Source organism: Providencia sp. PROV175 (assembly GCF_032707045.1).
Classification (GTDB): domain Bacteria; phylum Pseudomonadota; class Gammaproteobacteria; order Enterobacterales; family Enterobacteriaceae; genus Providencia; species Providencia hangzhouensis.
Genome location: NZ_CP120533.1, coordinates 821,040 through 847,099, shown reverse-complemented (window position 1 = coordinate 847,099; position 26,060 = coordinate 821,040). Strand labels below are relative to the sequence as shown.

25 protein-coding genes are annotated in these 26,060 nt (G+C 41.4%); 13 read left to right on the top strand and 12 right to left on the bottom strand.

The window, feature by feature from the left end:
• Positions 1–195: 195 nt before the first annotated feature.
• Positions 196–1,557 (top strand): MFS transporter, encoded by a 1,362-nt coding sequence (locus P3L44_RS03580; protein WP_140172110.1) that lies wholly within the window; start codon positions 196–198, stop codon positions 1,555–1,557.
• Positions 1,558–1,762: 205 nt separating this feature from the next.
• Here P3L44_RS03580 and P3L44_RS03575 read toward each other — a convergent pair whose 3' ends face one another.
• Entirely contained in the window at positions 1,763–2,254 is a 492-nt protein-coding gene (locus tag P3L44_RS03575) for a YajQ family cyclic di-GMP-binding protein (RefSeq protein ID WP_004905465.1), read from the bottom strand.
• Positions 2,255–2,441: 187 nt separating this feature from the next.
• Between P3L44_RS03575 and panE the strand changes: the two genes are divergently transcribed.
• The 3 genes from panE (at position 2,442) to P3L44_RS03560 (ending at position 4,308) form a co-directional block, all read left to right on the top strand.
• Positions 2,442–3,356 carry a 2-dehydropantoate 2-reductase gene (panE, locus tag P3L44_RS03570; RefSeq protein WP_272661667.1) on the top strand — a complete coding sequence of 305 codons (915 nt, stop codon included), beginning with the start codon at positions 2,442–2,444 and terminating at the stop codon, positions 3,354–3,356.
• Positions 3,316–3,909 carry a protein deglycase YajL gene (gene yajL, locus P3L44_RS03565; protein ID WP_272661668.1) on the top strand — a complete coding sequence of 198 codons (594 nt, stop codon included), beginning with the start codon at positions 3,316–3,318 and terminating at the stop codon, positions 3,907–3,909. Before panE ends, yajL begins: the two co-directional genes overlap by 41 nt.
• A gap of 255 nt (positions 3,910–4,164) precedes the next feature.
• Complete coding sequence (locus P3L44_RS03560) at positions 4,165–4,308, top strand: Hok/Gef family protein (RefSeq protein ID WP_004905468.1); 144 nt, start codon at positions 4,165–4,167, stop codon at positions 4,306–4,308.
• Between the two features lie 70 nt (positions 4,309–4,378).
• Here the strand turns inward: P3L44_RS03560 and thiI are convergent, their stop codons facing one another.
• Positions 4,379–5,830: a tRNA uracil 4-sulfurtransferase ThiI gene (gene thiI, locus P3L44_RS03555; RefSeq protein ID WP_004905472.1), complete on the bottom strand. Its 1,452-nt coding sequence runs from the start codon at positions 5,828–5,830 to the stop codon at positions 4,379–4,381.
• A 220-nt stretch (positions 5,831–6,050) separates the two neighbouring features.
• Here thiI and xseB point away from each other — a divergent pair, with 220 nt between their 5' ends.
• The 4 genes from xseB to caiF all read left to right on the top strand — a co-directional run bounded on the left by xseB (position 6,051) and on the right by caiF (position 10,329).
• Positions 6,051–6,302 (top strand): exodeoxyribonuclease VII small subunit, encoded by a 252-nt coding sequence (gene xseB, locus P3L44_RS03550; RefSeq protein WP_125891971.1) that lies wholly within the window; start codon positions 6,051–6,053, stop codon positions 6,300–6,302.
• Positions 6,303–6,305: 3 nt separating this feature from the next.
• A complete protein-coding gene (gene ispA, locus P3L44_RS03545) occupies positions 6,306–7,223 on the top strand; it encodes a (2E,6E)-farnesyl diphosphate synthase (RefSeq protein WP_272661669.1) in 918 nt (305 codons plus the stop codon).
• A 252-nt stretch (positions 7,224–7,475) separates the two neighbouring features.
• Positions 7,476–9,341, top strand: a complete 1,866-nt coding sequence (gene dxs / locus P3L44_RS03540) for a 1-deoxy-D-xylulose-5-phosphate synthase (RefSeq protein ID WP_272661670.1) — start codon at positions 7,476–7,478, stop codon at positions 9,339–9,341.
• A 595-nt stretch (positions 9,342–9,936) separates the two neighbouring features.
• Positions 9,937–10,329 (top strand): carnitine metabolism transcriptional regulator CaiF, encoded by a 393-nt coding sequence (gene caiF / locus P3L44_RS03535; protein WP_272661671.1) that lies wholly within the window; start codon positions 9,937–9,939, stop codon positions 10,327–10,329.
• Between the two features lie 78 nt (positions 10,330–10,407).
• Here caiF and caiE read toward each other — a convergent pair whose 3' ends face one another.
• From caiE to caiT, 6 genes are all read right to left on the bottom strand, one after another.
• On the bottom strand, positions 10,408–11,001 hold the full coding sequence (caiE, locus tag P3L44_RS03530) for a carnitine operon protein CaiE (protein WP_272661672.1): 594 nt from the start codon (positions 10,999–11,001) through the stop codon (positions 10,408–10,410).
• Positions 11,002–11,023: 22 nt separating this feature from the next.
• Positions 11,024–11,809 carry a crotonobetainyl-CoA hydratase gene (gene caiD / locus P3L44_RS03525; protein WP_272661673.1) on the bottom strand — a complete coding sequence of 262 codons (786 nt, stop codon included), beginning with the start codon at positions 11,807–11,809 and terminating at the stop codon, positions 11,024–11,026.
• 88 nt (positions 11,810–11,897) lie between these two features.
• On the bottom strand, positions 11,898–13,457 hold the full coding sequence (gene caiC / locus P3L44_RS03520) for a crotonobetaine/carnitine-CoA ligase (RefSeq protein ID WP_140172104.1): 1,560 nt from the start codon (positions 13,455–13,457) through the stop codon (positions 11,898–11,900).
• A gap of 71 nt (positions 13,458–13,528) precedes the next feature.
• The gene (caiB, locus tag P3L44_RS03515) at positions 13,529–14,749 is read right to left on the bottom strand and encodes an L-carnitine CoA-transferase (protein ID WP_094961956.1); all 1,221 of its coding nucleotides are present in this window, start codon (positions 14,747–14,749) and stop codon (positions 13,529–13,531) included.
• Between the two features lie 63 nt (positions 14,750–14,812).
• Positions 14,813–15,955, bottom strand: a complete 1,143-nt coding sequence (caiA, locus tag P3L44_RS03510; protein ID WP_004905499.1) for a crotonobetainyl-CoA dehydrogenase — start codon at positions 15,953–15,955, stop codon at positions 14,813–14,815.
• Between the two features lie 34 nt (positions 15,956–15,989).
• Positions 15,990–17,507 carry an L-carnitine/gamma-butyrobetaine antiporter gene (gene caiT, locus P3L44_RS03505; protein ID WP_140172102.1) on the bottom strand — a complete coding sequence of 506 codons (1,518 nt, stop codon included), beginning with the start codon at positions 17,505–17,507 and terminating at the stop codon, positions 15,990–15,992.
• A gap of 533 nt (positions 17,508–18,040) precedes the next feature.
• Between caiT and fixA the strand changes: the two genes are divergently transcribed.
• The 5 genes from fixA (at position 18,041) to P3L44_RS03480 (ending at position 22,792) form a co-directional block, all read left to right on the top strand.
• The gene (gene fixA / locus P3L44_RS03500) at positions 18,041–18,811 is read left to right on the top strand and encodes a putative electron transfer flavoprotein FixA (RefSeq protein WP_140172101.1); all 771 of its coding nucleotides are present in this window, start codon (positions 18,041–18,043) and stop codon (positions 18,809–18,811) included.
• Between the two features lie 11 nt (positions 18,812–18,822).
• Positions 18,823–19,764 (top strand): FAD-binding protein, encoded by a 942-nt coding sequence (locus tag P3L44_RS03495; protein WP_004905511.1) that lies wholly within the window; start codon positions 18,823–18,825, stop codon positions 19,762–19,764.
• A 54-nt stretch (positions 19,765–19,818) separates the two neighbouring features.
• Positions 19,819–21,105 (top strand): FAD-dependent oxidoreductase FixC, encoded by a 1,287-nt coding sequence (fixC, locus tag P3L44_RS03490; protein ID WP_140172099.1) that lies wholly within the window; start codon positions 19,819–19,821, stop codon positions 21,103–21,105.
• Positions 21,102–21,389 (top strand): ferredoxin-like protein FixX, encoded by a 288-nt coding sequence (fixX, locus tag P3L44_RS03485; protein ID WP_004905518.1) that lies wholly within the window; start codon positions 21,102–21,104, stop codon positions 21,387–21,389. The genes fixC and fixX overlap by 4 nt, the downstream gene beginning before the upstream one ends.
• A 77-nt stretch (positions 21,390–21,466) precedes the next feature.
• Complete coding sequence (locus tag P3L44_RS03480) at positions 21,467–22,792, top strand: MFS transporter (protein ID WP_410480045.1); 1,326 nt, start codon at positions 21,467–21,469, stop codon at positions 22,790–22,792.
• A 465-nt stretch (positions 22,793–23,257) separates the two neighbouring features.
• On the opposite strand, the gene pgpA is transcribed toward P3L44_RS03480, so the two are convergent.
• The 4 genes from pgpA to ribE all read right to left on the bottom strand — a co-directional run bounded on the left by pgpA (position 23,258) and on the right by ribE (position 25,998).
• Positions 23,258–23,776, bottom strand: coding sequence for a phosphatidylglycerophosphatase A (gene pgpA, locus P3L44_RS03475; RefSeq protein ID WP_004905523.1), 519 nt, complete (start codon positions 23,774–23,776; stop codon positions 23,258–23,260).
• Between the two features lies 1 nt (position 23,777).
• Positions 23,778–24,761, bottom strand: a complete 984-nt coding sequence (gene thiL, locus P3L44_RS03470) for a thiamine-phosphate kinase (RefSeq protein ID WP_004905525.1) — start codon at positions 24,759–24,761, stop codon at positions 23,778–23,780.
• Between the two features lie 243 nt (positions 24,762–25,004).
• Positions 25,005–25,421 carry a transcription antitermination factor NusB gene (gene nusB / locus P3L44_RS03465; RefSeq protein WP_036958557.1) on the bottom strand — a complete coding sequence of 139 codons (417 nt, stop codon included), beginning with the start codon at positions 25,419–25,421 and terminating at the stop codon, positions 25,005–25,007.
• Between the two features lie 103 nt (positions 25,422–25,524).
• The gene (gene ribE, locus P3L44_RS03460) at positions 25,525–25,998 is read right to left on the bottom strand and encodes a 6,7-dimethyl-8-ribityllumazine synthase (protein ID WP_004905531.1); all 474 of its coding nucleotides are present in this window, start codon (positions 25,996–25,998) and stop codon (positions 25,525–25,527) included.
• Positions 25,999–26,060 lie beyond the last annotated feature (62 nt).

The window sequence follows — 26,060 nt, the reverse complement described above, 5'->3', positions numbered from 1 at the left end:
TATTTTATGGTTAAATAGCCGCTTGCTATTGATAAGCTAGATATCAAATGCACTATTAAAATGCTAATAGGTTGAGATTAAAAACATATTGCCACAACATATACGTATTTATTCAACTTGTTGTATTTATTAATGTGTGACCTAACTAGCTGAGAGAAGTCAACACCGCTACAGCACGAAATATGAAGAATAAAAATGAATGATAACAAAATGACATCCGCAGAGCTTAGATCCACTTGGGGATTAGGCTCCGTTTTCTCCTTGCGAATGCTTGGAATGTTTATGGTATTACCTATTTTGACCAGCTATGGGATGCATTTACAAGGTGCTAGCGAGTTCTTAGTGGGTGTTGCTATTGGTATCTATGGCCTTAGCCAAGCCGTTTTTCAAATCCCTTTTGGTTTAATGTCAGATAAAATTGGTAGGAAACCTTTAATTATTATTGGGTTAGTTATTTTTATTATCGGAAGTATCGTTGCAGCACTAAGCGATTCTATTTGGGGAATTATTATTGGGCGGGCTTTACAAGGCGCCGGAGCAATTTCTGCTGCCGTCATGGCATTACTTTCTGACCTAACTCGAGAGCAAAATCGCACTAAAGCCATGGCATTTTTAGGTATTAGTTTCGGTTTAACTTTTGCTATCGCCCTCGTACTTGGCCCAATTATCGCTAATTGGGTTGGTTTAAGTGGCTTATTTTGGGGGATAGCGCTACTTGCAGTTGGTGCTATTGCAGTGACTGTTTTTGTTGTTCCTAATACTAATACTCATGTCTTAAATCGTGAGTCTGCATTTGTGCAAGGTAATTTAAAAGCGGTTTTAATGCACCCCCAATTACTCAAATTAAATATAGGGATCCTCAGCTTACACACCCTACTGATGTCCAGTTTTGTTGCTCTGCCTCTTATCATGACTGACTCTGGCTTTTTAGCGAAAGACCATTGGAAAGCCTATTTAGTCACAATGTTAATCGCTTTTGTCACCGTACTTCCTTTCATTATTTATGCGGAAAAATACCGCAAAATGAAACAAGTCTTCTTATTCTGTATTGCAGTTTTAGCATTGGCCGAAATTACCTTATGGTTTTCTGGCAATCACTTATGGGTGATTTTCTTAGGTATTCAACTATTTTTTATCGCTTTCAATATCATGGAAGCCATTTTACCATCACTAATAAGCAAGGAAGCACCTGCGGGTTATAAAGGAACTGCCATGGGCGTTTACTCCACCAGCCAGTTTTTAGGCGTTGCCATTGGGGGGATTGTTGGTGGGTGGTTATATAGTTTTGAAGGGGCTAGTACCGTTTTTATTGGTGGTTTAATTTTGACCATTATCTGGTTTATCATTAGCCTGACCATGCAGCAGCCTCCTTATGTCAGCAGTATTCGTATTGAATTACCCAACCATATTGGAGATACAAGAGCCCTTGAGAAAAAGTTACAAGCTCAAGAAGGGGTGATGGAAGCGCTTGTCGTTGATGAGGAATTTAGTGCTTATGTTAAAGTTGATAGAAAAATCATCAATCGAGAACAACTTGAAGCATTAATAAATCAGTAAAAATTAGCCCGCTATCGCGGGCTGAGGTTGTTGACAAAGCAGGATAAAAGCGTGGTTTTTCCCGCTTTGTGTTATCAGCCGAAAATCAATAAATTGATTTTCCTAGTTTATTTTCAAAACCTATTAGACTTGCCGCCAAACATAATATGTTTGTCAGCAGTCTGAGCCCGCTATCGCGGGCTTTAAATGAATGCTTGAAAAATAACTAATCGCGGAAGTTATTAAATTGAAAAGGTTGGCCTAAGTTCCCGCCACGTACTAATGCCATAACCGATTGTAAATCATCACGGGCTTTGCCCGTCACACGTACTTGGTCACCTTGAACTTGTGCTTGAACTTTCAGTTTACTGTCTTTAATTAATTTAACGATTTTTTTAGCAGTTGCAGCATCAATACCTTGCTTGAACGTAACTTCAACGCTATAGGTTTTTCCACTATGAACAATATCTTCTGGCACATTCAATACAGCACCATCAATACCGCGTTTTGCCATTTTTTCTCTTAAGATATCAACTAACTGGAGTACTTGGAAATCAGACTCGCTAGTGATTTTAACTGATTCATTTTTGTCATTTAGCTCAAAACTAGCTTCGACATTTTTAAAATCCCAACGGCTGGTTAACTCACGCTGCGCATTTTCCACCGCATTACGTACTTCATTCATTTCCACTTCAGATACAATGTCAAATGATGGCATAGCTAGAACCTCACTGATAATTTTTAGACTGTGCGCATGATAACGTTTTTATTCACATCACTTCAAGTTATCAGGGTCTGTGATACTTCGTTAACTACAACTTCGTATCGTAAAAGGTTATAATGATAAGAGATCACTTCCGCCTTACCTTATAAGACGTTAAAGTCCCATTTTCAAAGGGGAAACAATGAAAATAACTCTAATTGGTTGTGGTGCGATAGGTAAACTGTGGCTTGCTTCACTTGCAATACAAGGGCATGAAATACAAGGTTGGCTACGTGTTGCACAGTCTGATTTATTCGTCGATGTTAATGAACCTGATGGGCGTAGTTTCCGAGAGCTGATTCCTTGTAATAATATTAACCACTTGCAAACCAGTGAGTTGATCATTGTTTGTTTAAAAGCATGGCAAGTTTCTGACGCTTTATTACCTTTGATTAATACTATCCCAGAAAATACGCCTATTCTATTACTGCATAATGGCATGGGGACGATTGAAGAGCTGGCGCCTTTACGTCATCCTATCTTAGCGGGCGTCACAACCCATGCAGCTTGGCAAGAAAATAACCAAGTATTTCATGTCGCAAATGGCATCACACATATCGGCGCTATCAATTCCCAAGCACAAGCTTACTACCCAATAGCAGATATCTTGCATGAAGCCTTACCTGATGTAGCTTGGCATAATAATATTTTAACCACTTGCTGGCGTAAATTGATTGTAAACTGTGTCATTAACCCCCTTACCGTCGAACATGACTGTAAAAATGGTGAATTAATCCAACATTCCACACAGATATCTCGGATCATTGATGAAATATGTCATGTTATGGCGGCAGAAGGGCTGCATACGGATAAAGCAGAACTGACTGAGTATATTTACGGCATTATCAATAATACCACTGATAACTATTCCTCTATGTTACAAGATATGCGAAATAATCGCCGTACAGAGATTGATTACATCACTGGCTTTTTAATCAAACAAGCACGAGCTCATGGGATCAGTACACCTGAAAACGTTCGCCTTTATCATTTAGTCAAAAATAGAGAACAACAATATGACGACTTCCGCTCTAATTTGCATCGCTCATGGGAGTGAAGAAATTGAATTTACCATTACTGCTGATTTATTAGTTAGAGCAGGCATTAATGTGACCTTAGCGAGTGTGACGGAAGACGGTTCTTTAACCATTACCGCTTCACGAGGCCTAAAAATTATTGCCGATACCCCATTGATTAAAGTCGCTGATGAGCCTTTTGATGCCATTGTGCTGCCCGGTGGTATAGCGGGCGCAGAAACGTTCCGCGATAGCCCACTGGTGGTTGAAAAAGTTCGCCGTATGCATCTTGATGGTAAAATCGTAGCAGCTATTTGTGCAGCACCAGCGCTTGTACTTGAATATCACCAATTGTTTCCACTAGGTAATATGACCTGTTTTCCATCAATGAAAGATAAAATCGCAGCTCATAAATGGGTCGATCGCCGAGTTTACTTTGATGAACGTGTCAATCTATTAACTAGCCAAGGGCCCGCCACTTCTTTTGACTTTGCATTAAAGTTAATTGAACTATTGGCAGGCCGAAAGACTGCAGCCCAAGTTGCCACTCAACTCGTTTTACCTAATGGTATTAACGATTATTTAGAAGATTAAATATAAAACTCATTATAAAAAACGAATTAGAAATATAACTTAACTTATTGAATAATAAAAATTAAACAGCAAAAAAAATCTGTGTTTAGAGTACTTTTTTGCTATGATTGCCGCGGGTGCTTGGATCATTTGGTTCAAGCATTAGTGAGAGCCAAAAAGACGAAAGCCCCGAATTTAGATGTTAATCTTAATCCGAGGCAGTCTCCAACTCACACAATTGGATTCTGTCTCCTTTTAGAAAAGGAGTCAAGAGGAATGGCCAAAATTGCCCTTCTGGGGCTAGTTACCGTGTGTCTGACGGTATTGTGTTTTTCGTTATTGATGCAAGAAAGACTGTGCTCTTTCAGTATCAGCAGCGGAAACACGCTGGTTCAAGCTACGTTATCCTGCGATAACTAGTCTTGTGGGGGAAATTTCCCCCACATTTCTCTCTGATTGTGAGTTGGTGATACAAGCACCCTGTTTTAAGTTATGGGCGATAAACCTTTATATTTTCATAACCTTGTTCTTTTAGGTATAGCGCTTGCAAGCGGCTCATTACCCCACGGTCACAATATAATAAATAGGTTTTATCTTTTGGTAAGTCACCAAATTGCGTACTCAACTTATAGAATGGAATGTGCTTAATTTCCATTCCATCTACATTCAGTGGTTTGTCTTCGAATTCATCAATTGAACGAATATCTAAAATCACTTCATTTTCAATTGAAAGCTCACTCACCATTTCAATTTCAGGAACTTTTTCAAGACTTTCTTGTGCAATTTGTCGAATATCTATATTTTGAGCTTGCTCAACAACAGACTCTAAAATACTAAAATCAAAATTGGCCTCTTCCGCTTCAATCCGCGCTTTCACCGCTTTAACTGTTGGGCTTTTTGAGATTACACCACAATATTCAGGCATGGTTTTTGCGAAATCTTCAGTACCAATTTGGCGAGCTAACTTAATAATATGTTCTTTATCATGGGAAATTAGCGGCCTTAATACGAGGGTATCAGAAGCATTATCAATTAAACGCAAGTTTGTTAAAGTCTGGCTTGATACCTGCCCCAGAGCTTCACCTGTGACAATCGCCTGCACACCATAACGCTCAGCAACTTTCGATGCTGCTCTTACCATCATACGTTTGAGCACAACGCCCATTTGGCCATCATCCACTTTTTCTAAAATTTCAGCCACAACTGGCTCAAAATTTACAGCAATAAAACGGACTTTATGGGAGCTACCAAAACGGTTCCACAGATAATGTGCAATTTGCTTCACACCAATTTCATGCGCAGCTCCGCCTAAATTAAAGAAGCAGTAGTGAACACGACAGCCACGGCGCATCAACATATAGCTCGAGACACCTGAATCAAAACCACCGGAAATGAGTGACAACACATCCTCTTGGGTCCCTATAGGGAAACCACCAATGCCTTCAATACGTGCTTTAACTAAGATAAGTTTATCATCTTCGATTTCTAAGTGAATCGTGGTGTCAGGGTCTTTAAGCTTAACTTTTGCAGATGCAATGTGCTGGTTTAACCCACCACCGATATAGCGTTCAGCATCGATGGATGAAAACTCATGTTTACCACGACGTTTCACCCGCACACAGAATGTTTTATTTTCTAATGACTCGCCATAGGCTTCGTGTGTCATTTCGTAAATATGATGCAGACTAGTAAACGGTTTTTCTTCCACTTCGAGAATATGGTGAATACCTGGGATACGCCCTAGCATGTCACAAATTTCATCGTGTTTTGTTTCCCCCTTCACACGCACTTCAATGTTATCCCAATTACGGACAACCGAAATTTCTTCGCCAAGTGGTTTAAGCACGTTACGGATATTACTGGTCAAAATTTTAATGAAACGTAGCCTAACAGTTTGGCTTTTAATGGTAATTTCTGGGAATAACTTAATGATAAACTTCATAATAGCTGCATGTTCATGGTGGTTGGGGGCAAACGAATGTGCCTTAACAGAGACACATGACACGTTACCAATTGTCAATAATGAGGCGTATTATAACACTATCTTGCGGGTTGAATCTAAAAACCCCAATAATAAATTGTAACCGTAGCAAGACTGCGTTAGTCTGCTGAATATTTAAAACCCATCGAATTAACTGATCCCACATTAGTGGTTAAATATTATGGCTAAAGAAAAAACTCAGCAAGTTCCAACTGTTAGTTTTGAAAACTCGCTTCAAGAGCTAGAGCAGATCGTCGCTCGCCTAGAATCAGGTGATCTTCCCTTAGAAGATGCCCTTAATGAGTTTGAACGTGGTGTTCAAATTGCTAAGCAAGGTCAAAAAGTACTACAGCAAGCTGAGCAACGTGTACAAATTTTGCTAAGTGATGACGAAAATAAACCTCTAGCCGATTTTTCACCTGATACAGAATAAATTATGTCTGAACAACATTTAGATAGCTTTACGCAGCAACAAAAGCAAGCCTACGACAGAGTCAATCAATACCTATTAGATGCCTTAAACGCACTGCCGTTTGCAGACCTTCCACTTGCACAAGCAATGCGTCATGGCACATTATTAGGTGGAAAACGCTTACGCCCATTTTTAACTTATGTCGTCGGTTCTATGTTTGGTGTTAGCCAAGAAAACCTTGATGTCCCAGCTGCCGCAGTCGAATGTATTCATGCTTATTCATTAATCCATGATGATTTACCTGCAATGGATGATGATGATTTGCGTCGTGGCCAACCGACTTGTCATATTAAGTATGGTGAAGGCAATGCGGTACTTGCTGGAGATGCATTGCAAACATTGGCGTTCCAATTACTGTCATCTGCACCAATGCCAGATGTAACAGACAAAGACCGCATAGCCATGATTGCAGAGTTATCATATGCAAGTGGTTTAGCGGGGATGTGTGGTGGGCAAGCTCTTGATTTAGATGCAGAAGGAAAACAAGTCGGCCTTGAATCTCTCGAGCGCATTCATCAACATAAAACAGGGGCATTGATTCGTGCTGCAATCCGTCTTGGTGCTTTTGCGGCAGGTGAAAAAGGTCAACAATTGTTACCTGTTTTAGATAAATATGCACAATCCATCGGTCTTGCCTTTCAAGTACAGGACGATATCCTAGATGTTATCGGTGATAGTGAAGTCACGGGTAAACGCCAAGGAACTGATGCCGAACATGAAAAAAGTACCTATCCATCGCTATTAGGGCTTGAAGCGGCGCAGAAAAAAGCACGTGAGCTATATCATGATGCAATAGATGCTTTAGAGACACTCCAGTCCCATGGATATAATATAGAAATGTTAAGCGCTTTAGCTAATTTCATTATTGAACGTAAAAGCTGACAATATGCTTTGCCTTTTGGCTACAAGAAGATCGATAATTACGGCAATTTATTACCCTAATGTATCTTCGAATCATTCCTATAACACAACAAAATAGATGGATGACTTCTTAATCACTCGAGAGTTATAGGCAGACGATAAACGAAGGCAACCCAACAGCACATAGAGGCTTTATGCAGCTAAATACTGAAAATAGTCATTTTGTTATGGCTAAGTAAGTTGGGTTTTTTATTAATTATAAGTGAGCAACTAATGAGTATTGATATCGCTAAATATCCAACGCTAGCCTTGGCAGAGACACCAGATGAGCTTCGTCTGTTGCCTAAAGAGAGTTTGCCCAAGCTTTGTGATGAACTCAGACAATTTTTACTGAGTAGCGTAGGTCGCTCTAGCGGTCACTTTGCTTCTGGTCTTGGCGCTGTTGAGCTCACCGTCGCACTACATTATGTCTATAAAACGCCGTTTGATAACCTTGTGTGGGATGTCGGCCACCAAGCCTACCCACATAAAATATTAACGGGGCGCCGTGACCGTATTGATACCATTCGTCAAAAAAATGGTTTACATCCCTTTCCATGGCGTGAAGAAAGTGAATATGACATTTTAAGCGTTGGCCATTCCTCAACATCCATTAGTGCCGGTTTAGGCATGGCCATTGCCGCAGAAAAAGAAAAACAAAACCGTAAAACGGTTTGTGTGATTGGTGATGGCGCCATTACCGCAGGAATGGCATTTGAGGCGATGAACCATGCTGGGGATGCTGCACCTGACATGTTGGTTATCTTAAATGATAACGAAATGTCTATTTCAGAAAATGTTGGCGCACTAAACAACCACTTAGCTCACTTGCTTTCTGGAAAGCTCTACACAACATTGCGTGAAGGTGGAAAAAAAGTTTTTTCTAACATGCCGCCTATTAAAGAGCTACTGAAAAAGACAGAAGAACACATTAAAGGCATGGTCGTACCGGGGACCATGTTTGAAGAATTAGGTTTTAACTATATTGGCCCTGTTGACGGCCATGATGTTGTTGCCTTAGTTCAAACGTTAAAAAATATGCGTGATTTAAAAGGCCCGCAATTTTTACATATCATGACCAAGAAAGGCCGGGGTTATGAGCCAGCAGAAAAAGACCCTATTAGCTGGCATGCTGTTCCTAAATTTGACCCAAGTACCTTCACTTTACCTAAAAGCAAAGAGACGGGGCCAACATTCTCTAAAATCTTTGGGGATTGGCTGTGTGAAGAGGCCAAAGACGATAGCAAGCTGATGGCTATCACCCCTGCGATGCGTGAAGGGTCTGGTATGGTTCGGTTTTCTAAAGAATTCCCAGAGCAATACTTCGATGTCGCGATCGCGGAGCAACATGCTGTCACCTTTGCGGCAGGCCTCGCCATTGGTGGCTATAAGCCTATTGTTGCTATCTATTCCACTTTCTTGCAACGCGGTTATGATCAAGTCATTCATGATGTGGCTATCCAAAAGGTACCTGTCATGTTTGCAATTGACCGGGCAGGCATTGTTGGGGCTGATGGACAAACTCACCAAGGTTCTTTTGATATTTCATTCCTGCGCTGTATACCAACCATGGTTATTATGGCTCCAAGTGATGAAAATGAGTGCCGCCAAATGCTGCATACTGGCTACCATTACCAAGATGGCCCATGTGCGGTTCGTTACCCTCGAGGTACAGGAACAGGCGCTGAATTACAGCCATTATCACCACTGCCTATTGGTAAAGGTATTATTCGTCGCCAAGGTGAAAAAGTCGCTATCTTATGTTTTGGCACATTATTAAGCCACGCATTAGTTGCTGCTGAGCAACTTAATGCAACTGTTGTTGATATGCGCTTTGTGAAGCCTTTAGACGAAGCGCTTATCCTTGAAATGGCCAATACTCATGATGTACTTGTCACTCTCGAAGAGAATGCCATCATGGGTGGAGCAGGTAGCGGTGTGAATGAATTCTTAATGCATGAGAAAAAAATCATTCCAACCTTAAACCTTGGCTTACCTGACTATTTTATTTCTCAAGGTACCCAAGAAGAACTTATTGCTGAACTGGGCTTAGATTCCACAGGTCTTGTTAATTCTATTAATAACTACTTAGCCAAATAATTTTTATCTCTAGGAGGGCATTGCATCAACACGCAATGCCCTATTCAATCACAAAGCCAATCACTCTTATTCTCTTTCTTAATATATTAGAAAATTATTTAACTCTTTGTAATTGCTTACTCGCTAATATTCAATTAAAAAAATCACCCATGTCACATTTTTATTATATTTCAAGATCATTATAATCAAATATAAAACCAAATATAATCAGTTTATCTACAACGATATTCAGTTATTTACCTAGAATCTGAATATAAACAAAACTTTTGTCTTGAATGTAAATTTTCACAATAAAGGCATGCAAATTATTTTAAAATCTATTAATATGAACTTTGTCACTGTATGACGGCGTAATTTAGGCTCTGAATTATATTCGACACCTATCATTATGAAATATAAGTTTTCATATTAAAATAATGATAATTAACATTAAAAACGAATATATTATTTTAACAATTTTAACCAAAAGTTAATAATTAATTATTTTGTTTTCTTAATTAACAAACCAGGAAACAAATAAACGCTATTCCAACTACAATTTGCATATAGTTTCTTTTTATTTAGCCAATTTTAATAAATAGATTTGGGAGCGCTTATGTGTGGACAATATATTAATGAACCCTTGTATTTATCTATCGCAAACTGGGTAATGAAACAAGGCCATTGGACTACAGCTAGAGAAATATCTAATCACTTTGATATTCCGCATCCTAATGCTGTCAATATTGTTTCTTATATTTTATCTGATGTTGCTGAAATTCAGTGTGAAGTAAAAATGATCCCAAATAAATTATCGGGACGAGGCTGCCAATGTCAGCGGCTTATTAAAGTTAAGAAAATTGATAACCAGCTTTATGCACGTTTAAGAAATCATCAAGCTGAAAAAGTCACTATCGATTCTCCTATAAAAGCAGCCTCTATGCCACCAAGTGAATTAAATCGAGAGCAAAAATGGCAATGGATGCTATCAAAAGCACAACGTCGTTAAACCTATTTCTTAGCTTCACATCAATAAAAAACGCAGACTTCACTATCTGCGTTTTTTATTTTACGGCCTTTTTGTGAATCATTGCCCCTTAGGTTTTACATCCGTTGTACCAAATAATTGGGGTCGATTAGCTTCAAGCTCTATTAGTGGCTGGGTTTCCTGTAAGTGTTGCTGATACCGGCACGCTAGGTCTTGATATTCCTTAGTATTTAACTGCTTCCAATGCAGTTCTTCATCAGTCACTAAGCGTAAAAAACGGGCTGGACTTCCGACTAACATCTGACGGTATTCTCCTTGAAACCCAGCTTTAACAAAACTCATCGCAGCAACAATGCTTTGTTCGCCGATGACAGCACCGTCCATGATCACACTATTCATACCGACTAAAGCATCACGACCAATAATACATCCGTGCAAAATAGCACTGTGACCTATGTGTCCGCACTCATGGACAATCGTTTCAACATCACTATAGCCATGCATAATGCAACAGTCCTGAATATTTGCCCCTTTTTCTATGATCAAACGACCATAGTCCCCACGCAAAGAGGCGTTAGGCCCGACAAACACTCCTTCACCGATAATCACATCACCAATCACTACCGCTGATGGATGTACATATGCGGTGGGATGAACAACTGGGATCACCCCTTCAAAAGCGTAAAAACTCAAGATTCACCTCACTGCTAGCGTACTAGCGCCCTTTCCAACTCGGTGAACGTTTTTCGGAAAACGCCAGCGGGCCTTCTGTTGCATCTTCTGAGTGTAAAACCGCAGGGTAGTTTTTCAGCACGCCGCTACGCATAAGTTTATACCCCTCTTCAACTGTAAGTTCACCTGTAGCGCGGAAAATTTCTTTCAGTGCAGCGACAGCAAGTGGCGCACTTTGGGTGATTTGTTCTGCAAGTTCACGGGCTTTATCCATCAGACTCTCAATAGGCACTACATCGTTAGCAATTCCCCAACGTAATGCTTCCTGCGCATCCATTCGTCTGCCGGTCATCACCATTTCATTCACGATTGGCGCAGGTAAAATTTTAGGTAAACGTAAAACACCACCGCTATCCGGAACAATCCCGAGTTGGACTTCAGGTAATGCGAAACTGGCATTTTCAGAACAAATAATCATATCTGCCGCTAAAGCCAGTTCAAAACCACCGCCAAACGCATATCCATTCACCGCAGCAATAACAGGTTTGTTTAAATTAAAAATTTCAGTCAAACCGGCAAAGCCTCCTGGACCAAAATCAGCATCAGGTGCTTCACCTTCCGCCGCAGATTTTAAATCCCAACCCGCAGAGAAAAATCTCTCTCCTGCCCCGGTAATAATGGCGACACGCAGAGAAGGGTCATCGCGAAAATTAAGGAAAACTTCTCCCATTTTGAAACTAGTTTTTGCATCTATTGCATTTGCTTTAGGTCTATCGAGCATGATTTCTAAAATAGCGCCATTTCGAGTGATTTTTAATGATTCGCTCATAATATAATCCTTTCTTCGTCGTGCAGTGACGCTTCAGGTTGCACATGTGCAGCCCGAAAATGTATGCAAAATTAATCAAGTTTGTCGATTATTGCAGATATTTTTTCAATACTTTTCCAGAACAGTTACGCGGTAAATCTTTACGTACCTCAACACACGTTGGCACCTTAAATTTCGCCATTTGTTTTTCACAAAAAGCAAAAAATTCTTCCTGAGTTAAGGTTTCCCCTTCTTCAAGCACAATAAAGGCTTTAATCGCTTCATCTCGGATATCATCCACAATACCAATCACCGCAACATCGACAATGGCAGGATGTGAGGCGATAATATTTTCGATTTCACTGCAAGAGACATTTTCTCCACCGCGTTTGATCATATTGCTACTTCTATCGACAAAATAGAAAAAGCCGTCTTTGTCTTGGTAAGCAAAGTCACCCGTATGCATCCATCCCGCTTCGTCAAAGGTTTTTGCTGTCGCTTCAGGGCTGTTGTAATACTCTTTAAAGAGGGTTTTACCACGTTCACCTTTTACACAAAGCTCACCAATAACCCCTGTTCCGACAGGTTGGTTATTTCTATCCCGAATTTGAGCTTGATAACAAAAACCAGGGCGGCCAATGGATGGCCAACGACGCATATCGCCAGGCCTATCACCAATCAAACCAACTATCGTCTCCGTCATTCCATACGAAGTTAAAAACCGCTTCACCCCAAAACGGGCCATAAACTGGTCGCGTTCTTCTTCACTTAAATTGAGGTAAAACATGGCTTCTCGTAAACAATGATCTTTTTCGTTATCCGCCAGCGGCTGGCTTAATAATGTGCGGATCATCATTGGGATAAGTTCGACGACAGTCGCTTTGTATTTCACCACTTGTTGCCAAAAACGGCGTGCGCTGTATTTCTCTAATAAAACAAACGTAGCACCGGCAGAAAATGCAGCCATAGAAGCCGTACATTGGCAATCAATATGAAAAGCAGGCATGACCGTTAAATAAATATCATCGGAGCGCAAGCTGTTTTGCCAAGAAGAGTAATAACCCGCAAAGCGGAGGTTATAGTGAGTAATAATCACCCCTTTAGGTTTCGAGGTGGTACCAGAAGTAAATAAAATTTCGGCCGTATCCTCGACATGCAATTCAACCACCTGAGTCAACTGCGTATGTTGTTGTGACTGCTCAAGCCAAAAGTCAGAAATATGCTCTACGGGTTCAATTTGCGTTTCTGTAATCAAAAAAATATGTTCTAAGCTGGTCGCTTCATCAGCGAATACTTGTTGATAAATATCTAAGAAAGAGGAGCAAGTTACCACCATTTTGGGTTGGCAGTTCTGCATGATCCAGGCACTTTCACTGTATTTATAACGCGCATTAATTGGGACCATAATCGCCCCAATTTTAGCCAAGCCAAACCAGCAAAAGAAAAATTCAGGGCAATTATCTAAATGTAAAGCCACTTTATCGCCTTTTTGAATGCCATAAGCTAAAAAGAGATTGGCGGTGCGATTAATTTGCTGGTTCATTTCTAAATAGCTGAACTTGCTAACCTTTCCATCGCAGGATTCAAAGATAAGCGCCTGACTGTTACCGTGGGTGACTGCTAAGTCATCCCACATTTGACGCAAATTTTGTTTACCGATTACATCCATTAATTGTTACCCATCATTTCCCTGATGAATACTCAGTTCAATAGTCATCATTGCCCTGAGTACCCATTCAATTAATCAACTATTTTGGCTAGCCCTTTATCGACTAACCCCCGAATATCAGTTTCGCTGTATCCAATGTTTTTTAAGATATCTGTCGTGTCCATACCGTGTGATGGCATGCCTCGCCAGATTTGTCCGGGGTTATTTTTGAATTTAGGCATGACATTAGGACCACGGCAGGTTTTTCCTTCCATTGTTTGCCAACTGGTAATAGATTCGCGTGCAATGTATTGAGGATTGGTTTCTAGCTCAGGAATCGTAAGGACTTTGGCGCTAGCAATATTCAATTCCGCGAGTCTTGCTAACACTTCATCAATCGAACGTGAACCTAGCCATTCATCGAGTTTTTCTTCCACTAAAGGCCCATAAGGGCATTCCACACGGTGAATTAGCTGTGTGCCTTCCGGTATTTCTGGTGTACCTAACAGATGCGCTAACCCAATATCTTTGAAAATTTCCTGAATTTGCGTGATGCCGACAATTTCCATCACGATATAACCATCTTTACAGCTATAGAGACCACAACCTGCGTAATAGGGGTCTTTCCCTTTTGTCATACGTGGGCAGATTTCTCCACCATTAAAGTAGTCCATCATGAAGTATTGCCCCATACGCAACATCACTTCATACATGGCAACGTCAATACTTTCACCTTTTCCGGTTTCACGCGCTTTATACAATGCCGCGAGAGCCGCTGTTGTGGCGGTCATGCCAGAAAAATAATCTGCGGTATACGGGAAAGCAGGCATTGGCTGGTCTTTATCACCGTTTTGGATTAGATAGCCGCTGAAAGCTTGAGCGATGGTGTTATAAGCTGCAAGGTTGGTATATTGTGGGTCACCGTACTGCCCGAAACCGGATAAGTGTGCAATGACCAGTTTAGGGTTATGTTCCCAAAGTACTTCATCCGTGATACCACGGCGAGCAAATGCGGGGCCTTTACTCGCTTCAATGAATATATCTGTGGTTTCCATTAGTTTCAAAAATGCGTCACGTCCTTCATCCTTGAAAATATTCAATGACAACGCACGTAAATTACGTCGTGACAGCTGAGGGTAGTTGGGTTGAACGCGAATAGTGTCTGCCCAAGCGACATTTTCTATCCAGATCACTTCAGCGCCCCATTCTGCAAACATTTGCCCTGCAAATGGGCCAGCAATTTCAATTCCTGAAAATACCACTCTAACCCCAGCTAGAGGGCCAAATTCTGGCATAGGTAGATGCTCTGCCATGTTGTTATCTCCTGTGAAGCAGGGTTGGCCTTCCCTTGAAAGCCATCCCATTACGTTCAGTTATTAGCGGTATTGTTTTAGTACGCTACGGCCTAATGTCAGTATTTGCATTTCATCTGAACCGCCTGATACGCGATCCACACGCAGATCACGCCAGAAACGGGCGATCCGGTGCTCACCTGCAATTCCTACACCACCGAGTACTTGCATCGCAGAGTCCACGACTTCAAATGCCGCATTTGCACAGAAGTATTTACACATTGCTGCATCTCCAGAGGTGATCAATCCATTGTCACTCTTCCATGCAGTTTCATATAACATGTTGCGCATTGAATTGAGCTTGATCGCCATATGTGCAAATTTTTCTTGAATTAACTGAAAACGGCCAATGGCTTCACCAAATTGAACACGCTGGTTAGCATAACGAGCCGCATCTTCGAACGCGCACATCGCAGTACCATAGTTAGTTAAGGCCACTAAGAAACGTTCATGATCGAACTCTTCTTTTACACGGTTAAAACCATTACCTTCTCGACCAAACATGTCCTTTTCATCAAGTTCGACATTATCAAAAGTGATTTCACAACAGCTATCCATGCGTAAACCCAATTTTTCAAGTTTGTTCACCTTGATACCTGGTTTGCTCATATCTAAGAACCATTCGGTGAAAACAGGTTTGTCTGGTGAATCCGCATCACGGCTCATCACCACAATGTATGGGGTGTAAGCACTACTGGTGATAAAACATTTACTACCGTTCAAATACACTTTGCCATTACGGCGTTGGTAAGTGGTTTGTAGGCTACCTACGTCAGAGCCAGCCCCCGGTTCAGTGATCGCCGAGTTCCACATTTGTTTACCCGTACCGCGGAACGCCATGATTTTATCAATCTGCTCTTGAGTTCCTTCTCTTAGCACTGTATTAAAACCGCCCGGTAGTTGGTACAGCACATAGGTTGGTGCTCCCAGGCGACCCAGCTCCATCCATACCGCAGCAACGGTGATAAACCCTGCATCTAAGCCGCCATGTTCTTCTGGGATCAGCAGGTTATCGATTTCCATATCCGCTAACGCTTTTACAAAGCGTTCAGGATACTTACTGTCGCGGTCACATTCAGCGAAATAGCTTTCCCAGTTTTCACTGGCCATCAGTTCACGGATCCCTGCGACAAACAGCTCCTGCTCATCATTCAATCTAAAATCCATATCAATAACCTCTTAAATGTTGTTTCTGAGTAAATTAGTCATTTTTCCAATGCACTTTGGCATCTTTAATAAAGGAGAGCGTTACCATGATGTTGACGAAAAAAAGTGGGCATCCTCCGGCAATTATCGCTGTTTGAATGGGTTTTAATCCGCCTAACGCCAGCAAAACAATGCCGATAACACCGACTAAGACAGACCAACCGATGCGCACTAACAATGGCGGCTCATCACCATCTTTCACTGCGCGACAAGTCGACATAGCGAGGGTGTAGGAACAGGCATTAATGAGTGTCACAGTGGCGATAAAGCAGAGGATGAAGAAGCCCCAAATTGTTACAGTGCTCAAAGGTAAGGCAGCCCATGTTTCAATGATGGCGCGCGCAACGCCGAATTCTTCAATTAGTTTGGGAACATTAATAATATTTTGGTCAACAAGTTGGAGTGTGTTACTCCCTAAAATAGTCCAAATTAACGTTGTTCCCGCCGTCAAGCCTGCCACCATCCCGATACACAACTCACGGACGGTACGGCCTTTAGAAATACGCGCGAGGAAGATACACATTTGAATGGCATAGATAACCCACCATGCCCAGTAAAACACTGTCCAGCCTTGTGGGAAGCCACTTTTACCTACCGCATCGGTATAAAACAGCATGCGAGGCATATACATCATTAGGACACCGATAGAATCGGTGAAATAGTTCACAATGAAGCTAGCGCCACCAACAATAAATACCCATCCCAACATCAAGAAACTCAGGTAGCTACGGACGTCACTCGCAATTTTCACCCCTTTTTGCAGGCCGAAAGCCACACAAATTGCATTTAGGATGATCCAACAGAAAATGATGATGGCATCAAGTTGTAAGGTATGAGGAATACCAAATAAATATTGAATACATTCAGTAACTAACGGTGTTGCTAATCCTAGACTAGTTCCCATTGCTAATATCAACGCAACGAGATAGAAGTTATCAACAAGCGTACCAAACCACCCGTTTACCCGTTTTTCCCCTACCAGAGGAACTAGCGTACTACTTGGACGAATAACATCCATTTTGCGCACAAAGAAGAAATAACCGAATGCGACAGATAAGAAGCTATAGGTCGCCCATGGGAGTGGTCCCCAGTGAAATAGGCTGTATGCAAGCCCAATATTTTTGGCCTCATTTGAATAAGATTCAAAGCCAAAAGGCGGTGCAGAAACGTAATAATAGATTTCAATCGACCCCCAAAACAGCACGGCGGCCGAAGTACAAGATGCGAACATCATGAAAATCCAGCTTGCTCGGCTAAACTCAGGCTTCTCTTCTCCTAGGCGTTTCTTAGCGTATGGCCCTAAAATCAACCAAAACCAGCCACCAAACATCACGACCATATACCACTCAAATGCCCAGCCCCACACATTGGTGACATAGCTGAAAACTTGGTTGATAACTTCATTTGAAGCATCAAGGTCACGGACAGTTAACCAACACAATAGTCCAACAATGATCAACGGCGGAAAAAAAACCTTAGGTTCTATTCCACCTTTTTTATTTTCTTTGCTCATAGTTCGATCCCAATTTATTATTTAATACATAAGTTTTAAAATAGATATTATTCTCAATACCTAATACATAACCTCATACTTACATTTATTTAAAACTTATATTTATTATTAAATCCCGAGAAACCTAATTAAGTATTAATTCAAATTCTATCTAAATCATGTCTAGTCCCCATTAACAATTCTGTTATTAAGGTCACAATATTATTCGTGATAAATAATTGTTATTGTTTTTTCTATTTAAAATAACTCTAAATACCAATAAATACATAGAGATAAAATATTGTGTAACGTTAATGTTATTAAATACCTTCAGTATTGGTGATTCAGGTAGCAATATTGAACATTTCATTGATAACTAGGTGATTTTTATAATATTGGTGAGTAGGGTATCAGTATGAGTAATTAAACTCCCTTTAATTTAAGGTTTTCAATATTGGTGACTTAGGTTTTATTTTTAAATATCCAGATCATGATAATTATATAATCCGAAACCGAAACGGATCATATTTATTAATATTATTTTAGGAGATGTAATGAATATTATTACATGCTATAAATCTGTTCCTGATGAACAAGATATTATTGTAAATAGCTCAGATGGTTCTTTAGATTTTTCACGTGCCGATACCAAAATCAGTCAATATGATTTAAATGCAATTGAAACTGCCAACCAAATAAAAGCGCAGCAAGCAGACAGCAAAGTAATTGCGTTAAGTATTGGTGGTAAAGCACTCACGAATATGAAAGCACGTAAAGATGTGCTATCGCGTGGCCCAGATGAGCTGGTTGTTGTGATTGATGACCAACTTGAGCATGCACTGCCCCATCAAACTGCGATTACCCTTGGTGCCGCGGCACAGAAAGTGGGCTTTGATTTAATTATTTGCGGTGATGGTTCCGCAGATCTCAATGCACAACAAGTGAGTATTTTATTAGGTGAAACCCTGCAAGTTCCTGCCATTAATGGTGTGAAAAACATTGTTTCTATCACAGCCGATACGGTGATTGTAGAGCGTGAACTGGAAGACGAAATTGAAACGTTATCCCTTCCATTACCAGCCATTATCGCTGTTACCTCCGATATTAACGTTCCCGTTATTCCATCCATGAAAGCCATCTTAGGTGCTGCTAAAAAACCCGTCCAAACTTGGACGATGGCAGATATTGGCTTAGATAACGTTGCCGCATTATCGTCTCAATCTATCTCAGCGCCTAAACAAAAAGTTCGCCAGCGAATCATTATTGAAGGTGATGGAGATGACCAAATTGCGCAATTTGCAGAACATTTAAGAAAAATCATTTAATCGGAGGAGTTATGAGCAAATTATCAACCGTTTGGGTATTTAGTGACATGACTTCCCGTTTGCCTGAACTTATCGGCGGTGCTCTCACCCTTGGTGAGCAAGTCAATGTTTTCGCCCTAGATGAAGCGCAAAGCTCACAAGCTTTTCAACTTGGTGCGACCCAAGTTTTTCAATTAGCAGGTAAACCCGACGACCGTATTATTGAAGATTATGCAGACACTATCGTTTCAACCATCAAACAGCATGGTGATAAAGGTTTATTACTGTTACCGAATACCCGTAGAGGTAAATTACTAGCAGCACGCTTAGGGGCTAGACTACAAGCAGTCGTCTCTAACGATGCAACAGCAGTTACAATCGAATCTGGAAAACCTGCAATTAAACATATGGTTTACGGTGGTCTCGCCTTCGGTCAAGAGACTCTAGATAGCGCATTTTCAATTGCAACACTTACCTCTGGTACATTTGAAGCAGCCCCAAGTGATGCATCACGTAACGGCACGGCTCAAGCTACACAATGGGTCGAACCAAAACAATCTATTGTACGTACCTCGATTCAGAAAAAAGCAGGTAGCTCAGTTGAATTAGATAAAGCACGCTTAGTTGTCAGTGTAGGACGGGGTATTGGTAGTCAAGAAAACATCGCTATTGCTAAAACGCTTGCCGACACAATAGGTGCTGAAATCGCTTGTTCCCGCCCAGTCGCAGAAAATGAAAAATGGATGGAACATGAGCGCTACGTGGGTATTTCCAACTTAATGCTCAAACCAGAGCTTTATCTCGCTGTTGGCATTTCAGGGCAAATTCAACATATGGTCGGTGCAAATGGCGCACAAACTATCGTCGCTATCAACAAAGATAAAAATGCCCCTATTTTCCAATTTGCTGACTACGGGATAGTAGGTGATCTGTTCAAAATCTTACCTGCTTTAACGCAACAACTGGCGAAATAAACTCAATAACAGTGAGGCATTTTCCTCACTGTTTTAGTGACCTTTGGAGAAACTATGTCCGATGATATTTTTGATGCAATCATTGTAGGTGCAGGCCTAGCCGGCTCTGTGGCTGCATTGGTGCTTGCCCGTGAAGGTGCGCAAGTTCTCCTAATCGAAAGAGGAAACTACGCGGGCGGTAAAAACGTAACAGGTGGGCGAATGTATGCCCATAGCTTAGAACGCATTATTCCAGGCTTTACCCAAGAAGCGCCTATTGAGCGCATGATCACACGCGAAAAACTGTCGTTTATGACCGAAACTGGCGCTGTTACAGTTGATTTCCAAAATGGCTCAGAACAAAGCCCTGATGAAACGTCTTGGTCTGTACTACGCGGTAAATTGGATCCATGGCTAGTTGAACAGGCCGAAAATGCTGGTGCACAGTGTATTACGGGTATTCGAGTTGATAAGTTAGTTGAACGTGATGGCAAGGTCGTCGGTGTGGAGGCTGATGGTGATGTTCTTGAAGCTAAAGTGGTCATTTTAGCAGATGGTGTCAATTCACTATTGGCAGAACAACTTGGTATGACAAAACGCGTCAATGCAGAACATGTTGCCGTTGGGGTTAAAGAATTAATTGAACTACCAAAAGATGTGTTGTGCAACCGCTTTAATTTAAATGAGAACGAGGGCGTTGCTTGGCTATTTGCAGGCTCACCGACCGATGGCTTGATGGGCGGAGGCTTCCTTTATACCAATGAAGATACTATTTCTTTAGGTTTAGTCTGTGGCTTACACCACATCAAAGACGCTAAGAAATCTGTTCCGCAAATGCTTGAAGACTTTAAACAGCACCCCGCCGTTGCACCGTTGATTGAAGGCGGAAAAATGGTCGAATATGCCGCTCACGTTGTTCCTGAAGCAGGTTTAAAAATGCAGTCAGAATTAGTACGTGATGGGGTATTAATTGCTGGTGATGCGGCTGGTATGTGTATGAATTTAGGTTTTACTATTCGTGGTATGGACTTAGCTGTTGCCTCCGGTGAAGCGGCAGCAAAAGCCGTACTTAGCGCAATGAAAACCGACGATTTCAGCAAACAAAATTTAAATCAATACCTCACACTGCTCAACGAAGGCCCACTGCGGGACATGAAAATGTACCAAAAAATGCCTGAGTTTTTGGATAACCCGCGCATGTTTTCTGCTTACCCAGAAATGGCGGTTGGTATTGCCAAAAAACTCTTCACTATTTCAGATGAAGCTCCTGTGCCTTTACGTAAGACCATGTTACAACACGCGAAGAAAGTGGGCTTTATGAATTTGCTCAAAGATGGAATTAAAGGAGTCAGAGCAATATGAGTAATCCAGTCAACGTTGATGTCAAACTCGGCATTAATAAATTTAATGTCGATGAAGAAAACCCGCATATTGTGATAAAAGAGCATCCAGATATGAATGTGCTCGAAACATTAACTAAAGCTTGCCCAGCGGGATTATATAAAAAACAAGAGGACGGCTCAGTACGTTTCGATTATGCCGGTTGTCTTGAATGTGGAACCTGCCGCATTCTTGGCTTAGGTAGCGCATTAGAAAAATGGGAATACCCACGCGGCACTTTCGGTATTGAATTTCGTTACGGCTGATTTATTTAGCATAACTCTCGGAGCTAATAACTTCGAGAGTTTTCAAGCGGTTATTTACGCTGACACTGGGATGCATAATGAAACCAAAAAGTTTTGATGATATCCAATTTTCCTCCGTTCATCGGCGGATTATGCTTTGGGGCAGTGGAGGGCCTTTTCTGGATGGTTATGTATTAGTCCTGATCGGCGTTGCCTTAGAACAACTCACACCCGTATTAAGCTTAAGTAGTAAATGGATTGGCTTATTAGGCGCTGCAACATTAGCGGGCCTATTCATCGGTACTTCTCTATTCGGCTATATTTGCGACCAAGTCGGTCGTCGTAAAATGTTTTTAATTGATATTGTTGCCATTGGTGCTATTTCAGTGGCGACCATGTTTGTCTCAACACCGATGGAGCTGCTTATCATGCGGTTCTTAATCGGGATAGTAATAGGTGCGGACTACCCAATTGCAACGTCAATGATCACTGAGTTTTCCAATACCAAACAGCGCGCATTTGCTGTCGGGTTTATTGCGGCAATGTGGTATGTGGGTGCAACCTGTGCCAATCTCGTCGGTTATATGTTGTATGACGTGGAAGATGGCTGGCGCTGGATGCTTGGTAGCTCAGTGATCCCTTGTATTATCATTTTGATTGGTCGTTTTGATTTACCTGAATCACCTCTTTGGCTGATCCGCAAAGGGCGCGTTAAAGAATGCGAAAAAATGATGGAAAAGCTGTTTGGTCAGCCTGTGGTATTCGAAGCCGAAGAACAACAAAAAACACATTTCATCCAATTATTCACTAAGCGCCATTTTTCTTTTGTTCTATTCACTGCCATTATTTGGACCTGTCAAGTGATCCCGATGTTTGCAATTTACACCTTTGGCCCACAAATTGTTGGGCAATTGGGCTGGGATCAGGGGAAAAATGCCGCACTGGGTAACGTGGTTATTAGCTTATTCTTTATGTTAGGCTGTTTACCCGCGATGTATTGGTTAAATAAAATGGGCCGGCGGCCACTATTGATTGGTAGCTTTGCGATTATGACCCTTGCACTTGCCATACTTGGGCTATTCTCAAACCTCGGTATTTGCCTTGTGATTATTATGTTTGGCATTTACGCTTTCTTCTCCGGCGGGCCGGGTATTTTACAATGGCTCTACCCTAATGAACTGTTTCCAACAGATATTCGAGCCTCTGCCGTTGGGGTAATAATGTCCATCAGCCGTATTGGAACCATTTTTTCAACGTGGGCATTACCGCTGTTTATCACTAAATACGGTGTCAGTTCGGTGGTATTAATGGGGGCAGGCGTTTCTTTACTCGGGCTAATTGTTTCGATTCTATTTGCACCAGAAACCAAAGGTTTAACCTTAGCACAAACCTCAGTGATGGGTATTCGGCGCAAAAAGAAGTAAAAGAAGTAAAAGAAGTAAAAGAAGTCACCACGATATGCAATCACATCAAATATAAACGTATTTATACGCTAAATGGTTCAGGTTGTAGGTAGGCGGCAAGCGAATAGGACCCTAGGAGCATAAACAAGTATGTGACTAGAGCGAATAAGTGAAGCCAACACCCCTACAATTTGAAATATGACACGTATTTATACGCTAAATAGTTCAGATTGTAGGTAGGCGGCAAGCGAATAAGACCCTAGGAGCATACACAAGTATGTGACTAGGGCGAATAAGCGAAGCCAACACCCCTACAATTTGAAATATGACGCGTATTTAGTTTGAAATACGATAAATACCAATACGCTAAATAGTTTGGGTTGTGGCTAGGCGGCAATCGAGGTTATCCCGATGAGCATACACAAGTATGTGATTCGGGTAACCGAACGCAGCCAACAACGCCACAGCGCAAAATATGACGCATATTTAGTTGGTTGAGAATGGCATAATGTCATACCAAACCAACAACCAAATAGTGACATAAGAAAAAATCGCCGCAATGATATCGTCAATCATAATACCAAAACCGCCGCTGACTTTTCGGTCAAAAAACCGTATTGGCCATGGCTTCCACATGTCGTAAATACGGAAAATAAAGAAGGCGGTAATGACCCACTCATAATCAACAACTGGGATCGCCATTAGCGTAATCCACATCCCAATAAATTCATCCCAAACAATACTGCCATGGTCATGAATTTTCATATCGTCGGAAGTGCGTTGGCAAATTAGGCAACCAATCCAAAAACCCACGATAATGAGTACCCACACACTCCAAATTGGCATGTTTGCCATTAATAACCAGAAAGGTATCGCAGCAAGAGAGCCCATTGTGCCAGGCACAATAGGCGAAAGGCCACTCCCAAATCCTGTGGCCAATAAGTGCCAAGGGTTACGCATATTCAGCCGTTTTTTTGCTTCTGCTTTTTCTTGGCGACTTGCCATTCTATGCACCTTCCGAAACAAAATGATCGAAACCTTTTAGGTTTACATCAACTTCTTGGTTATTGCAAAAGTAGCTAATTCCTTCAGACTGCGGCTTAATTTGCCCGATACACGTAAAGCCTGACCCCGTATGCGCTAATGCCATCTCTAACGCTCCACGATTAATTTCAGGAACAGTAAAACAGAGTTCGTAATCTTCACCACCACTCAAAGACCATAAACGCCCTTGCTCAATACTACAACTTTGTTTCAACGCTTCTGATTGAGGCAATGCATCTAAATTAATCCGTGCACCACAACCACTCGCTTTCAAGATATGGTTAAGATCGGAAACTAAACCATCCGAAATATCAATTGCAGAAGAAGCCAGGTTTCTCAACGCTTGGCCTTGTAAAATCCGTGGCTGCGGACGTAAATGGCGCGCAATTAGCCATTCTTGATGCTCTACATTTTCAACATTCAGTTTGTCTTGCAAAATAGCTAAGCCTGCCGCGCTATCACCGAGAGTACCAGTGACATAAATCCAATCGCCATTACGCGCTCCTGCGCGAGACATCGCCTTACCATTTGGTACTAAACCATGAACCGTATACGTTAAACTCATTGGCCCACGAGTTGTGTCACCACCAATCAATTGCATTCCATAATAATTAAGCTGTTCAAACAAGCTATCACTGAAAGATTGCAACCAATCGCAATCAACACAAGGCAATGTAATGGCTAAGGAAACCCATGCAGGGTCTGCGCCCATCGCTGCAAGGTCACTTAAATTAGATGCTAATGATTTATAAGCAAGATCAGCCGGTGAAATGGTAGGTAGGAAATGGATACCAGAAACGAGAGTGTCAGTACTTACTGCAAGTTGCTGTTTTTCTGGAATGGTCATCAACGCACAATCATCGCCAATACCGATATTAACATCACGTCGGTTAGTGGTTTGACGGTTAAAATAACGCGCGATGAGGTCAAATTCGCCATATGACATGGTAGATTTTCCGTTTTCGCTATATCTATTTTCGTTTGAGACGAAGCAAATAATTTACACCCTAATAATTCAATAATAGGTAAATAGCACACAATTGCTAACCTAAACAGCGTATCTAATTGGCTACAATTATTCTTCGCTCACCTGTCATTGAAATATCGCGAGCATATAAACACAAAGGTAGACTGGAACCCAGCCTACCTATTTATTACTGTAGTGCTACAGGAGGGAACCCTGATATTATTATTTTTTACGACGAACTGCAGGTGCCGCTTTGTCTAATACACCGTTAACAAATTTATGGCTATCTTCTGCGCCAAAAACTTTCGCTAATTCAATACCTTCGTTGATTGCAACTTTATAAGGTACGTCTTCACGGAAACTTAATTCAAACATAGAGACACGTAAAATCGCTTTTTCTACCTGCCCTAACTCTTCTAGCTGACGAGATAAATAAGGCGCCATCAGTTGATCAAGTTTTGTCGCGTTGGTCGCAACACCTGATAACAGTTCACGAAAATAGTTTACGTCAACGTCTGACATGTCCTGTTCAGCAATAAACTCATATTCCACTTCAGCAATTGGATTGCCAGATAATTGCCATGAATAAATGGCCTGTACAGCACACTCACGAGCGCGGCGACGAGCAGCAGGTTTCACAAGATTCCCCTTAAATTTAAAAACTGTACACAAAAAACACTTGTTGCATTGCGTTATCTACACCATTGTGGCGAAAAAACGGCAACAAAGAGCTAATTGTGTATTATTTGCCTTTGATGGCCTTAATTACATTAATCATTTCAAGTGCTGTCAGTGCAGCTTCAGCACCTTTATTACCTGCTTTAGTACCCGCACGTTCAATGGCTTGTTCGATATTTTCAGTGGTTAACACACCAAAAGTCACTGGCACTTCACTGTTCATCGCGACATGAGATAGGCCGGAACTACATTCACCTGCAACATATTCAAAGTGAGCTGTACCACCACGAATAACGGTACCTAATGCAATTACTGCATCATATTTATTAGTTTCAACTAATGCTTTTGTGGTCAACGGTAGCTCATAAGCGCCTGGAACCCACACAATTGTGATGTTGTCATTTGAAACCTGACCAATGCGCTCTAACGCATCAACAGCACCTTCCAGCAGACTATCATTAATAAAGTTGTTAAAACGAGCGATAGCGATAGCAACACGCGCTTGTGGAGCAGCAACAACACCTTTAATTACGTTCATAGCCTTCCTCTAATATTAATTATAACCCGCGGGGCGCGGATTTTATCACATTCTTTCGTGTA